Source organism: Microbacterium sp. P5_E9, assembly GCF_054049175.1.
This window is the reverse complement of sequence record NZ_JBFUMV010000006.1, coordinates 1-13,712: the sequence shown is the minus strand read 5'-3', so window position 1 is coordinate 13,712 and position 13,712 is coordinate 1. Positions and strand designations below refer to the sequence as shown.

The following is a 13,712-nucleotide window of genomic DNA, read 5'->3' as shown; positions in this document are numbered from 1 at the left end:
TCGCGATCACACCGGCTTGACTGACGCCCTGATGCACCTGCCGACGGTCGAGAAGACCGGAAGCGCCCCCGACCTAGCCGCCGGGCACGGGCACGACCCGCCCAGTCGCACCCATGGAGTCGAGAAACACCAGCTCCGCCCGCGCCCGCTCCCCCGTCGCCGCCTCGAGCGCGCGCACGTAGGCGTCGAGCTGCGGTTTGTAATAGGTCGCCCGCTCGGCGAGGGTCGCGGCATCCCGAATCGTGTCGGTCTTGTAGTCGACGATCACGAGCGCGCCCGCCTCCTCGCGGAACACCAGGTCGATGAAGCCCTCGAGCACCAGTCCGTCGTCTTCGACCGTGCCGACGTAGAGCTCGCTCCAATGCTCACGCGCGAAGGCGTCGCGCACGATGTCGGTCGCCAGCGCCGACCGGACGAACGACGCCACGGTCGCGGCGAGATCCGGGATGCCTTCCGCCAGCGCCTGGGCCGACGCGACAGCGTCAACCAAAGCCGAATCGCCGCCCACCGCCTGAAGCGTGCCGTGCACAGCACGGCCGATGAGGTTGCCGTACCGGCCCTTCATCCAGGGCGCGAGCTCGACGTCGCGAGCGCCCTTGGCTCGCCCGGCGACGACATCCGCAGACTCCGAATCGCCGTCCGCCAACGCCTCGGCAAGAGCCCACACGACCTCGGGCTCGGTGCCCTCCAGACYGGATGCCGTCCGCGCGGAAGGCGCGCGGGAGCGCCGGCGTGCGGCATCCGTCTCCGCAGCCCACGACTCCCACGAGGGTCCGGGGCCCGGTGCGGGCCGGCTCACCGCTGAGGGCAGATCGCCGGAACCGCCCTCGAAGACGGTCACGCCCGGCGCCTCCAGCGCACCCGCGTTGACGAAGATCTCGGCCGCTGTCTTCTGATCTCCGTCGCGCTCGGCACGGTGCAGCGACACGACAAGGTGGTCGCGGGCGCGGGTCGCGGCCACGTACAGCAGGCGTCGGCGCTCCTCGCCGTCCATCTGCTCATCGAGCGGCGCCGCCTCGGCGAAGTCGTTGGTCTCGATCGAGCCAGACAGGTGCACGGAGTAGCGGCGGTCACCCCAGAGCAGTCGCACGCCATTCTGCCGGCGCGGGTGGCTCGTCATGCCGGACAGCACGACCATCCCGAACTCGAGGCCCTTCGCCCCGTGCACGGTCATGATCCGGACGACGTCGAGATCGGTCTCGGGCAGCAGCGATTCGGCGACCCTCGCGGAATCCCCCGCCTGGTGGGCGGCCCACGCGAGGTACTCCCGCAACCCGCCGTGCTCGACATCCGACCATGCGCGCGCTTGATCCATGACGAACCGCACACGCCCCCACTGGTCGCGAGCACGCGATGAAGGCTCCCTCGCGGTCGCGGCCTCCAGCACACGCCGGTCGATGGCGAGACTGGTCAGCAGCTCAGCGGGTGTCGCCCAGCGACTGCCGCGGAAGAGGTCGTTCAAGTACGTCATCGCACGGCCGACCGGGGTGTCGAGCAATTCCTCCTTCACCGGCGCGCTCACGGTGAAGCTACCGCCGTCGCGCTTGTACGCGAAGAGGTCATCGTCGCCGCAGCCGAACAGCGACGAGCGCAGGGCTGTCACGCAGGAGAGCTGGTCGCTGGGGTCGGCGACTGCGCGCGCCGCCGCCATGAGCGATCGGATCTCGGTCGACTGGTAGACGAGCGAGCTCGACTCGGTGCGGTACGCGATGCCCGCCGCATCGAGTGCCTGCTCCAGCGCAGGCAGGGACGTGCGCGCCGGAATCAGGATTGCAATGTCACGGGCGGTGATCGGGCGCCACTCCTTCGCCCGCTCGTCGAAGACGGTCCAGCCCTCCGCGAGGGCTGTGCGGATGACGGATGCCACGTCCGCCGCTTCCGCCTCTCGCTGCACTCCGACCAAGGTCCCCTTGGCATGCGCCGCAGCGCCGAGCGCCGTCACCGAAGCTCCCGAGAAGGTCGTACCGCCGACCGGATCGAGCGTGCGGTGGGCGCTCAGCGCCTCGTACGCCGGCTGCGCGCCCGGTTTCTCCTGAATCACGACGCCGAAGACGGCGTTCACCCAGTCGAGGATCGGGGGCAGCGTGCGGAAGTTCGTGACGAGCGACAGTCGGCGTCCGAGTCGCTGGCCCGCGTCGAGGTACGTGGAGATGCTCGCGCGGCGGAAGCGGTAGATCGACTGCTTCGGGTCGCCGACGACGAAGAGGGAGCCGGCTGGCACGGCCACGTCTCGCCAGTCCTCGGCAACGGCCTCCCGCCCGCCCGCGATCCGCACGGCCAGCTCGATCTGAATCGGGTCGGTGTCCTGGAACTCATCCAGCAGCAGCCGTCGGTACGTCGCCTGCAGCTCGGCCCGTGCGTCGGCGTTCGTCCGCAGCAGGTCGCGCGATGCGACGAGCAGGTCGTGGAATTCGAGGGCGCCGGATGCCACCCTCGCACGCGCATCGTCGAGCACCGCGGAGGCGATCCAGCGTGCGAGCGGGCGGAGCGCCGCGTCGCCGTACGCCTTGGCCACCGCAGACGCGTCAAGAGCGAGCTCTTTGCACTCGTTCTTGAGACCAGGCAGATCGGGCCAGTTCCCGGCTCGGCCGCCGCGACCGAGCTTCAGCCCGCCGAGGTCGCGCACGAGTGCGAAGCGCTCGCGGTCGTCGCTCGCCCCCGCGAAGGCCGTCACCCAGGCGGTGACCTTGCCGGTGACGCCGAGGAAGAGGTCGGAGTCGTCGGTGCAGCGCCCGCCTTCCTCGCTCACGAGCATCGCCCGGCGCAGCAGCGCGCCGGTGTCGGGCATCGTCATCGGTCGTGGCTCATCGGCCAGCACGTGCGACTCGATGAGGTCCCAGTCGCTGCCGAACGCACGCGCGAGCGAGCGCAGCTGATCGGCGTTGAGGCCCACCGCGAGGGCGAGCTCCAGCGGCTCGGCGAGGGCGTCGTCGTCCAGCATCCGTCGCCACATCACCGACCAGCGGGCGTCGAACGCGACCGACGAACCGACCTCGTCGAGCACTTCGATGAGCGGCGGCATGCCCGCCTGGATCGGAAAGGCCGAGAGCACCCGCTGCGCGAACGAGTGCAGCGTCCCGATCGCCGCCGCGTCGAGGTCATCGAGCGCAGTCTGCGCGCGCGCACGGGTCGCCCGATCGTCGGCTGCCGTGTGGGCCTTCTCGAACGCGGCGCGCAGCCGATCCCGCAGTTCGGTTCCGGCCTTCTCGGTGAACGTGACGACGGCCGTCTCGGCGAGCGGCACTCCGTCGACCATCACCGAGCCGACGACGCGATCCACGAGGGCGGAGGTCTTGCCCGTTCCCGCACCGGCGTCGACGAAGAGGTTTTCGTGCAGCTCGCCGCGGATCTGGTCGCGGGCCGGCTGATCGGCCAGGGGCGGTTCATCGCCGCGGTCCGGCTCATCGGCGAGGGTCATTCGCTCACCTCCCCGTTCGATGCCGACGCGCTGAGCACGGACGGGTCGAGCAGAGCGAAGAGGTTCGCGAGCGCGGCATCCGCCCTCTTGCGCTCGCTGGCGCCGCGCACGTGTCCGTAGCCGACACCGTCAGGGTTGCAGAACGCGCATTGCACCCACGCGAAGTCATCGGATGCCGGGGGTCGGGCGATGAATCGTCCGTCTCGGATGCCGGTGGTCAGCGTCTCGAGTGCAGAACGGTAGACCTCCTCGAGGTGAGCGTCGAGCCGCACATCGACACGCTCGCCGCGATTTCGTCGGCCGATGAACCAATACCCGGCATCGACGTTGTCGTTGCCGAAGGCGGCGCGAGCAGCGTGCGCGTAGAGGGGCAGCTGCAGCTTCTTGCCCGCGACGACCGGGTCCTTGGAGATGTCGGTGAAGCTCTTCGCACTGCCCGTCTTGAAGTCGGTGACGATCAAGGTTCCGTCGCGGGTCTCGTCGACACGATCGGCGCTGCCGCGCATGGCGATCGAGCCCTTTTCGAGCTCGATGCGCACGGGGGCGTGTCCGCGCATGCCGAAGGGCAGCTCGCTCGCCACCACGCGCGAGTCGCGGGTGCGGTGTGCCGCGTCATCCAGATCGAGGATCGCCTCGAGGTCCTGGTGAAGGCGGTCGCGCTCGCGATCCCAGAGTCGCGGGTGGCCGGTGAGTCCACGGCGCTCGAAGTCGCTCATGACCTCGTTGGTGATGGCGTGCATCCGTTCGCGATCTGCGGCGCTCCACGGCTCGCCGTACCCGGGCAGTGCGTCGGCCTCGGTCGTCAGGCGGTCCATGACCTCGTGCACGATCGAGCCGAGGTCCCACGGTCGGATCGTGATGATCTCCTCGGGCGTCTCGAGCGGTTTGACGTTCAGCATCCGCTCCACGAAGAACGTATGTGGGCAGTCCGCGTAGCGCTCGAGCGCGGTCGGCGAGATCAGCGCGGAGCCGTCGGCGTAGTCGGGCAGACCTTCGACGCCTTCGAGATTGCCGTCGAAGCGGGTGAAGTCATCCGCGCGACGGGCATCGATGTGCTCTAGGGCGCTGCCGAGCGCATCGTCGTCGACGAGTACGCCGCCGCCGGCGAAGTGCCGCAGTCGCCATTCCTGCTCGCTGCCCGGACGATCGGCGCGCGAGACACCTTCCCAGTGCGAGGCGACCGAGCGCAGTTCCGCACCGGATGCCTCGGCCCAGCGCGTCGCCTCGAGCTCGGGCTGCTCGGTCAAGGCGCGAAGGGTCGGCATCAGCCAACGGCTCGGCAGGCGCTCCGCGCCGCGGCGCAGATCTCCGCGCGGGAAGCTCGCGACGACCTGGTCTCCGGCCGCGAACGCCGCAAGCACAGCACGATGGTCTCGCCGCAGTCGATCCCGGGCGGTCGGAAGCGCCCCACCCGTGGCAATGCGGAGGGGCTCGGAGAGCAGCGGATCGATCCGGTGGCGGCCGGGGTAGAGGTCTTCGGATAGCCCGAGCACGAACAAATGCGAGACGTCGAGCGAGGGGGCGGCGGAGATCGGCCCGACGAACACCCCGTCGCCGAACCGACCGACGCGGGGTTTGCGCGCGTCGAGATCGACCTCCAGGATCTCGACGAGCTCACTCAGCCGTGGCGAGTCCCCGATGCCTTCGAGCTCGACGATCGCTCCGAGCACGACATCGATCGCGCTCGCGGCGCGCTGCTCGGGCTCGGGCAGCCGGGTCATCGCGTCGGCGGGACCCACGTATCGGCGGAACATCGCCCGCGCCCACTCCCCCAGTGCTGCCCAGCCGGTGAGCGCGCGGCCTTCTTGAAGTCGATGCCGCAGCTCGGCGACGAAAGCCCCGAACTCTTGCGTTTCGAGGATGGAGCGTTCGCGGTAGGCGAGAGATCGCTCGCTCGCGTCGGGATTGTCCCGATCCGCATCGAGACGAGCCTGGTGCCGGGCCTCGTGATCGGCGAGGCGCTCGGCCCAATCGCCGCCGGTGATGCCGGCCTCACGTGAAAGTCGCTCCCACCGCGTGCGGGGAACTGTCGCCGTGCCGTCGCCGATGCGCACCGGCACCCGTCCCAGCCAGTCGAAGAACGCGTCGCGGCGCAGGTCGTCCGAGTCGAGGGCGAGGAGTGCGAGGTACCCGTCGGCGATCGCGTGGTCGCGCAGCGGTCGTACCCCAGGTCCGTTGGTCGCGATTCCGGATGCCGCGAGGTGATCATGCAGCAACCGGGCGTACGGCCCTGCAACCGGATGGAGCGCCGCGATCCGGTGCGCTGGGACGCCGTCCGCGAGCAGGGCACGCACCTCGCGCACGATCGCGCGCACCTCGTCGTCGGAGTCCGACGCGTGCAGGACCCGATGAGCCCCGGTCGTCGCGCCAGGCGCGGTCGCTGAGCCCAGCGCGGTCGCTGAGCTTGTCGAAGCGTCCGCGTCGCCGGTCTCGCCGAACCCTTCGAACAGCGCCCCGTCCACGCTCGGTTCCCCCGTGAGTCCGAGGAGCGTTGTGACACGGGATGCCGCATCCAACGCCGCGAGCAGGCCCAGCTCCTTCGGAGCGAGATCGTCGGGAACGTACAGGATGACCGGCCCGAGCTCGGCGCTCTGCGCTCCGCCCTCGGCGATCAAGGTCGTCGCGGCCTCGATCACGGCCGTCTCGTCGCGCCTGCCCGCAAGTGCGCGCTCTGCGACTCGTCGGTGCAGCCGAACAAGATCTGCCGACAGCTCGTTCGACTCGGCGATGACAGAGAGCTGCTGGTCGTCGAGTTCCCGAAGTTCGCCGTGCGCCCGCACGAGTGCGCGAACCGTGGCGGGATGCTCGACGACCGGGGCGAAGCATCCGGAATCATCTGCAAGCTCGCGCCGCCAGAGCGCTGTCAGCAGTGCCGATGTGACCGGTGGCAGCGTGTCGCCCGCCGCGGCGAGCAGCTGCTCCGCGAGGCGACGGAGCGTCGTCACGTTGACGGCGGCGACTCCGCGTTGGCCTCCGACGCCGACAGCGAGCGCGCGGCGCACGCTGATCGCGGCGATGTTGTCGCGAACTATGACGGTGACGGGCGCGAGTGGCGAACCTGCCTTCGCCTCCGCCACGAGGTCCCTCAGTTTCGCGACGGCGTCATCGCCATACGCGGTCGTATGCGTGGGCATGCGGCCTCCCTCCGGCGATGCTACTCACTCGCAGCGAGCGGCGGTGGCTCGAGCGTTGAGCTCGACGCCGCCACCCTGTCGCAAATCAGATTCACCGTCGCTTCGGCGTCCCGCATGAGCTGAAGGATGGCTTCGTGGTTGCGCCAATGCTGGGCCCACAACTCCTCGCCGACGACTGCGGCGAAGTCGACCTGCGTCGGCGTTCCCCATTCCTCGTACGCCGTAAGTCGCTCCGCGCGCGCCTCCAGGCCTGAGACTCCGCGGGTCAGCGGTGAGAGTCTCGCCGGCCCGAACATCCACGCCTGCCAGGCCTTGTTGCCCTTGCTCTGGTTGCACTTGCCGCATGCCGGGACAAGATTGTGGATCTCGTGGATGTAACCCGTCGGCTGTTTGCCGATGACCAGCGGACGCAGATGATCCCACTCCGTGGCGCCGTCGCCGCAATAGGCGCAGACGACCATGGCGCTCATGCCGAGAATCGCAAGCGCCTCGTCGATCTGGTCCTCGGTCGGCCAAATGATCGGCACGATGCCATTCACGAAGGAGTTCGTGATGCTCGACGACCTGCCTGTGATCCGGACAGGTTTGGGCATTGCGAAACGAAATGCTGAAGGGGCCACGTGCGCTAATCCTCATCCATGCCGGTTCCGATGCCCAGCCTCACGTTGTTGCACCACGACTGCAGCCCGCGCACCCGCACTACTCGGCGCCCGAGGCACTGTCGAAGTCGCGCTGCCAGTCGTCCAGGGCTTTACGTCGACCGATCAGGCTGCCGAGCGGGACCCGAAACACCAGCCCCCGTCGAGCGTTGACCTGCTTGATGCTCTCGAGCAACTGGGAATCCACGGCGTCGATCGCCGTGTGCACCTCTTGGACGCGGTGCTCCGGGTTGTCCCACAATCGAGGGTTGGCGAGCAGGTCCAGCAGATAGTCGCGGTCAAGAGCCGCGATGAGCTTGTCCAACTTGTCTTCGTACTCAGCCTGGGCGAGACCCCGCTGCGCCTTGTCGGCTTTGAGCCCCAGCCGCCGGAACAGTTCGGTGACATTCGCGACGAGCGAATCCACCTGCCCGACGACCGTCGCAGAGACTTCGTCCCCGATAGAGGCACGCTCCACATAGACCTGTTGGAGCCCCAGAAGTTTCTCGATGCGCGTGCGGATGTGAGCCGGGACTTGTCGCGCCGCACTCATGGCGCTCGTATCCGTACCGGGCCTGCGGCGCCGATACCGTAGCCAAATCACCACACCGGCGACCGCGGTAGCCGCGAGAAGTCCCAGCAGTATCCATCCGAATCGCCCCGAATCGGTGGTGCCGAAGGCCGCGCTGATCATGCCGGCGACGAAGAGGATGAAGATCGGGTACGCCACGACGACGCCCGCGACGACCCATGTCGACCTCTTGTATTCGTCGTATCCCGCCAGACGCCTGCCGGACGCGTCGCGCTGGGCGCCGAAGAGCGTGATCAGCAGATCGATGAGCCACCAGATGCCGTAGCCGCCGAAAGTGAGGAGCTTGAGGAACCCCGTACCGATCTTCCCGAGGTAGAAGCGATCAACACCGAGGACGCCCAGCAGATAAGACAGAAGCACCGTCACGACGAAGCTCTTGTCGCCCTCGGGCACTTCAGGTGCGGCCGGCGGAGGCGACATCCGCGGCGGCGGGATACTGGACAAGCCTTCCCCTTCGTTGTTCACGCTGGATGCTGGTTCTTCAGCACCCCTCGGCTGCCCGAGTCGGCGGCAGTGCCGTCCGGCACTCGCCATTATGCGACCTGGCACCGACATCCGCAGGGCGAAGGCGGCGCGCGACCGCGAATCAACCGTGCGCCACCGTCGCTCGGTAGAGTCCGATCATGTCGCGCATGATCCCGGCCACGATCGCCGACGACGCACCACCGGGCGAGCACGCGGCCTTCGAATCGCTCCGCGACGCCCCCGCAACCGACGACTGGGTCGTCTTCCACTCGCTCGGCATCGGCCGGCACGTGAGCCAGTTCGAGGGCGAGGCGGACTTCGTCGTGCTCGCGCCGGGTCACGGCATCCTGGTGATCGAGGTGAAGTCGCACTTGCGCGTGCAGGCCGACGCGTCCGCTCGCTGGAAGCTCGGCAACGACGACTGGACCACCCGCTCTCCGTTCCAGCAGGCCAGCGGCGAGTTCCACAGCATCATGGAGTTCCTGCGGCAGCGGTCCCTCGAGCCGGTTTCCTACCCGGCAGGGTATGCGGTGTGGTTCACCGCGATCGCGCGGCAGAACATCCCTTCGGCGATCGGCTGGCACGAGTGGGCAGTGATGGATGCCGCAGACCTGGGGAACGCGGCATCCGCGGTCCGTCGGGTGCTGGGCGCGATCGACCGTGACACACCCGCGAAGAAGGTCGGATATCGGCACGTCGACGGCGAGCCGTCGGCGGAGCGCGTGGAGCGGATCCGCGCGGCGCTCTCCCCGGTGTTCGATGCGGAGATCAAGCCTGCCGAGCGCAAACGGCGGCGCGAGGGCGAACTCCTCAAGCACACCGCGGACCAACTAGCGGTGCTCGACATGGTCGCCCGTGCGCGGCAGGTGATCGTCGAAGGGCCGGCGGGCACGGGCAAGACGTACATGGCCGAAGCCGCCGCACGCCGGCATGCCGCGCAGGGCGACCAGGTGCTCGTGGTGTGCTTCAACCGCCTGCTCGAGGAGCAGCTGCAGGAGCACCTGAACGATGTCGACGGGGTCACGGTGCGACGATTGCACGCCGAGATGGAACGGGTAGCCGGCGTCGCCTCCCCCGCCGACGGCGCGGACGTCGCATCCGACTGGTACAGCATCGAGCTGCCATTGCGCGCGCTGGATGCCGCCACCACCGCGGGGTTCGAGCCGCTGTACGACTACCTCGTGATCGATGAAGCGCAGGATGTCGCGACAGACGTGAACCTCGACTTCCTCGACGCGCTCCTCGTCGGCGGGCTTTCACTCGGACGACTGCTCGTACTCGGCGACTTCTCGAACCAGAACATCTACAAGTCGGGCACCGGCGACTCACGCGCAGTGTTCGAGCGGCGCATCCCCCATGCCACACCAGTCGACCTCAACACGAACTGCCGCAACCGGCGCGACATCGGCGCGTGGGCGGAGCATGCCAGCGGGCGTGACGGACTCTGCGCGACCTATCGGCGCGACGGCTACGACGAGAACGCCGTCACCGTCCAGCGGTTCGGCTCCCGCGAGGACGAGATCGGTCTGCTCGACGCCGCCGTCCGACAACTGCGGTCGGAAGGCTACGGACCGAAGGATGTCGTGATCCTCGCCCCGTTCCGCGACTCGGCTGCCCTGCGGTCGATGGAGAGGAAGCTCGTGTCGACGCTGGGTTCCGGCATCCGCGACGCCTCGTACGTGCGATGGGGCACGATCCACGAGTTCAAGGGGATGGAGGCACCCGCGGTCATCCTCACGGACATCTCGGGCCAGCGCAGCGATCGGATGCTCGACCTCATCTACGCCGGCGCGACGCGCGCGACTGACCGGCTCGTGGTGCTGACAGCGTGGGACGGGCTCGGCTGAGACCGATCCTCATGCGTCGTGGCAGGAACGCTCTCTGCTCGCTCCAGAACTTCGCGCATCGTTTCCCCAAGAGCGCTCATCTACTTTGGCGCCCACCGGGAGGACTCCTGCGTGGTGGCTGCCATCAGTTGGAATATCAACGTTTGACGCTCGAATCGGTACTGCTCGACGTTTGCGGCCGGGGTCCGCGGAGCTCCTCGCCCCCGCGCCCAAACGGAAGAAGCTCGACGGCTCCGCGGAGACCCCGCCCCAGTAGGTAAACGGCCGCGCCGTTTCGTCTCGCTCCGCTCGTTCAACCCCGAGCAGCGGGTTCGCGTTCTACTCGGCGCGACTCAGTGATCGCTCTCCGTGAGTCGCTCGCCCCTGCGTGCGCGCTCGACGACCTCGGCGGGGATCCTCGGGCGGACGTGAACGAGAATGGCCCGACCCACGACGTCGCGGTGCGTATTCATGGCGCTCGCGATTGCTTTCACTCGCGCGCCAGCTTCGTAGTCGGCCTTGATCCGTCGAAAATCGTCGTCTCGGAGCTCTCGATCTTCGACAGGCCACGTCACGCGGTCACCGTGAGGCATGTTGTCGAGAACAATGTCGACGAGCCGATGAACAACTTGGCGCAACTCGACCCCCACCTCGTCCACGATGTCAGCGAGGTCTGCGTTCCTCACATACATCGCCGCCAGCTGATTATCTTCCTCGATCGACCATCTGCGATGCGGGAACGCTGCACCCGACGGCCGCTGATCCTTCGGCTTGGAGGTTGACGCGGCAGGTTTCGAGGCAGCCACCTTGTGCGGACTACCCACCGCAGCTGCCGCCGGCGCGAGACTCGCCTTCGGGATAGGCCGCGGTATCGACGGCGCCGCTAAAGCGGGTACAGGTCGCGTGTGAATCGGAGCGACAGGTCTCGACTTGAGCGAGGCGGACGAGACATCTCCCGGACTAACGATGGCAGGTGCTGGGCGACGAGACTGTGCGTCGTCATTCTTGCTTCGCTGCCGTGCAAGCCACACTGTGGAGATCGCGGTCTTGCCCGCCTTCAGCCGCTCCCTGACGGCAAGCGGCACATCAAGATGCCCCTGCTCGACGATCTGCCACCCAACCCCAAGCTGCGTCCGTTCCACATTGACAGCGATTACCGGCAACGGAACCCCTGCGTGATGCCATGCGATCAGCTTGGCCCGTTCGTCGTGACTGTAGGCGGCGCCGGATCGCGGTGATCCTTCGCGATCGTTTATCTCTCCGCGCGGGTTCAGCATGACCCGCACGAGACGTCGCGCAACTTGCAGTTGGTCGATCTGCATAGTTTGAGCAATGACGACGACGGGAGCGTGGGTTTCATAGAGTCTTATGAGCTCAAGGTCCTCGCCGGCGGCCCATTCGCGCTCGCTGTCGTTGGATGGTTCGCTGAGTTGCCGAACTCGGGCGGTGCTAGTCCGCGACACGACCTTGGGAGCGGCCGGCTTCTGCTGAGCCGCGGTCCGGAGGACATCCGCTCGTGCCTGTTGATCCCGCTTCTTCGCAGCTTCGATATGAAACGCCTCGTCGCGCGGGTTCATCAATGGCGTCGGGGGTACAGGTCGTGAAGCTTGCCGCTGCGCGGCGACGTCCTGGAGCATCTGGGTTCGGCGCGCGTCGGCATCCTTGGCCGCGGCGGCCGCGGCGGCCGCGGCTTTGGCGGCTTTCGCAACTGCGACTCGTCGTGCGGCTTCCGCCTTCGCCCTTTCGGCGTGGACGCGGAGTCGCTCCGACTCCATGGCCTTACGGCGAACTCTGTCGCGTCTCAGCTCAGTAAGCGACGACACCACAAACACCAATGCCAAGACGACGATGATCGTCGCGAGCACAGCCAGAAAGTCCATCAACTACCCCAGGAGCGCGTCCACTCGAGACGCGATTCACGTCTGATCGAGCTCACGCCATCGCGAGCCCATATCATTGTCTCCCACTCGCCCGCGGGAGCCTGGATGGGAGCTGTAGGCGAGGCCCAGATCACCGCGCGGAGTGGGCAGCAGGCAGATCAGCGAGCCGCCACACCTCTGCGAATATCGAGGTCACTTCTCAGCGAGCGAAGAACTGCGGGCGTTACGGCGACGACCCGCGAGGGTGCGTCCAGCAGAGCCCACACGACATCTGAACCGCTGTGACCCAAGGCATCGGCCATTTCGGTGATCGACATACCGCCTAGGTAAAGGTCAGCGACGGAGGCGAGCCTTTCGTCGATCTCGAGAACCATTCGACTCGCGTCTGCACGTTGCGAACCCTCGTCAACGGTGCCGAGCAGATGGAACGCGAGACGACGCGCCGCTTCGCGCGGAGTGACGCCGACCGCGCCCGCCACGCTCGCTACATCCAGACCTACCGCGTACACGCTCACCATTGCATAGTCACGTGCGACGATGTGGAGCCCAGTCAGCGGCGGGACCGTTGGTGTCACATCCTGATCGGAACCAGGTTCCGCGGACACAGGCTGCGTTCCGGATTCCTCGGCGACCGCACCCATGTTGTCGCCGATCTGCGAACCGTCCGTCGACTGAACCTCCAGGGGCGCCGTAGCTTCAGGGACTTCGCCGATGTCATCCGGCCACGCGACGTCGGTCTCGCTGGCTGATTGGTCCTCCGGCCGGCGCGCCCTAAACGGCTCTCCGCCGAGGGCGACCGCCCCGAGAAGCGATCCTTCGTACCCTTCTGCCACGAGCATTTCGAGCGCCTCCTGCTCGCTCACCGCAAGGCACGCAATTTCAGCCACCCGATCATCACCATCAACGGTCTCGAATACGAAGAGCTGACGCATAGCCATACACTCTCAGATTCTCCGCGGGCGCCGAAACCATAGACTCGTGCCGTGCCTGATCGCCCCACAGTCGTCTTCGAGAGGAACTCGCCCGCCCGCGTCGGTAGGTTGAGATCGAAGTCCGGCGAGTCGCTMGACGTCGAGTGGGAGGATKGCAGCTTCCAAACAGTGCAGTCCGGCGCCTTTCTAGACACCGAGTTTGGAAGTTCCACCTTCATTCGCTACGCCCTCCCGGATGTTTGGGATGCCGCCTGGGCTAATCCCGAGTCTTCCGCCCAGATCCTTGCCTTGATCCTCAGCGAGCAGGGCGACGCGACCTTCTTCCGCATCCTCCGCAAGAGGGCCCAAGACCTCGGTACTCCCGCACTTGCTCAGAAAGAGTGGGATCGTCTGAGCACCCAGTTCCGAAAGATCGCTGGTGTGTCACCACGCGAAGGAAAGCGACTGACTTGGGATTCGGAAGATCGACCGGATCTTCTGCCAGATGATGCGCGCGCCCGTTGGCCATTTCTGTTCGAACTGACGGACGCGGCAACGCCCGCAATCCAGACCGACCGTCGCGACCAAACCGATCCTGGCGTCGTTTCCAAGAGTGCGGAGGAGCATTCCGCCGGGAAGTATTTGCCACCGACTGAGCATGAGCCGGCAGTTTCGGCAAACAGTACGGGTTCGATCGAGACGCGCGCCGAGGACACTCGATCTCGCAAATCTGACGGGCAAACACTGGAGCTCGCTTCCGACCTGAGCCACGGCGAACCATCCGTCAGCACGCTCGACCAGTTCTGCACAGAAATCGTCGCAGGAGCTCGGGTAAACCAGCTCTTCGC

General features: G+C 67.2%; 8 protein-coding genes. 2 read left to right on the top strand and 6 right to left on the bottom strand.

The window, feature by feature from the left end:
* Nucleotides 1–73: 73 nt before the first annotated feature.
* The 4 genes from ACXJ3V_RS10065 to ACXJ3V_RS10050 all read right to left on the bottom strand — a co-directional run bounded on the left by ACXJ3V_RS10065 (nucleotide 74) and on the right by ACXJ3V_RS10050 (nucleotide 8,247).
* Nucleotides 74–3,418 carry a UvrD-helicase domain-containing protein gene (locus ACXJ3V_RS10065; protein WP_457100162.1) on the bottom strand — a complete coding sequence of 1,115 codons (3,345 nt, stop codon included), beginning with the start codon at nucleotides 3,416–3,418 and terminating at the stop codon, nucleotides 74–76.
* The gene (locus ACXJ3V_RS10060) at nucleotides 3,415–6,552 is read right to left on the bottom strand and encodes a PD-(D/E)XK nuclease family protein (RefSeq protein WP_457100161.1); all 3,138 of its coding nucleotides are present in this window, start codon (nucleotides 6,550–6,552) and stop codon (nucleotides 3,415–3,417) included. Before ACXJ3V_RS10060 ends, ACXJ3V_RS10065 begins: the two co-directional genes overlap by 4 nt.
* 20 nt (nucleotides 6,553–6,572) lie before the next feature.
* A complete protein-coding gene (locus ACXJ3V_RS10055; protein ID WP_457100160.1) occupies nucleotides 6,573–7,091 on the bottom strand; it encodes an HNH endonuclease in 519 nt (172 codons plus the stop codon).
* Nucleotides 7,092–7,251: 160 nt separating this feature from the next.
* Nucleotides 7,252–8,247 (bottom strand): NINE protein, encoded by a 996-nt coding sequence (locus tag ACXJ3V_RS10050; RefSeq protein ID WP_457100159.1) that lies wholly within the window; start codon nucleotides 8,245–8,247, stop codon nucleotides 7,252–7,254.
* Nucleotides 8,248–8,405: 158 nt separating this feature from the next.
* Between ACXJ3V_RS10050 and ACXJ3V_RS10045 the strand changes: the two genes are divergently transcribed.
* Nucleotides 8,406–10,094 carry an AAA family ATPase gene (locus ACXJ3V_RS10045; protein ID WP_457100158.1) on the top strand — a complete coding sequence of 563 codons (1,689 nt, stop codon included), beginning with the start codon at nucleotides 8,406–8,408 and terminating at the stop codon, nucleotides 10,092–10,094.
* 332 nt (nucleotides 10,095–10,426) lie between these two features.
* On the opposite strand, the gene ACXJ3V_RS10040 is transcribed toward ACXJ3V_RS10045, so the two are convergent.
* Nucleotides 10,427–11,953: a hypothetical protein gene (locus ACXJ3V_RS10040; protein WP_457100157.1), complete on the bottom strand. Its 1,527-nt coding sequence runs from the start codon at nucleotides 11,951–11,953 to the stop codon at nucleotides 10,427–10,429.
* A 158-nt stretch (nucleotides 11,954–12,111) separates the two neighbouring features.
* On the bottom strand, nucleotides 12,112–12,885 hold the full coding sequence (locus ACXJ3V_RS10035) for a hypothetical protein (protein WP_457100156.1): 774 nt from the start codon (nucleotides 12,883–12,885) through the stop codon (nucleotides 12,112–12,114).
* Between the two features lie 51 nt (nucleotides 12,886–12,936).
* Here ACXJ3V_RS10035 and ACXJ3V_RS10030 point away from each other — a divergent pair.
* The coding region (locus ACXJ3V_RS10030) for a hypothetical protein (RefSeq protein ID WP_457100155.1) at nucleotides 12,937–13,712 on the top strand (776 nt) is incomplete at its 3' end.

Coding starts and splice junctions, on each gene's coding strand:
- ACXJ3V_RS10040 (WP_457100157.1), bottom strand. CDS start 11,953: ATGGACTTTCTGGCTGTGCTCGCGACGATCATCGTCGTCTTGGCATTG.
- ACXJ3V_RS10045 (WP_457100158.1), top strand. CDS start 8,406: ATGTCGCGCATGATCCCGGCCACGATCGCCGACGACGCACCACCGGGC.
- ACXJ3V_RS10035 (WP_457100156.1), bottom strand. CDS start 12,885: ATGCGTCAGCTCTTCGTATTCGAGACCGTTGATGGTGATGATCGGGTG.
- ACXJ3V_RS10060 (WP_457100161.1), bottom strand. CDS start 6,552: ATGCCCACGCATACGACCGCGTATGGCGATGACGCCGTCGCGAAACTG.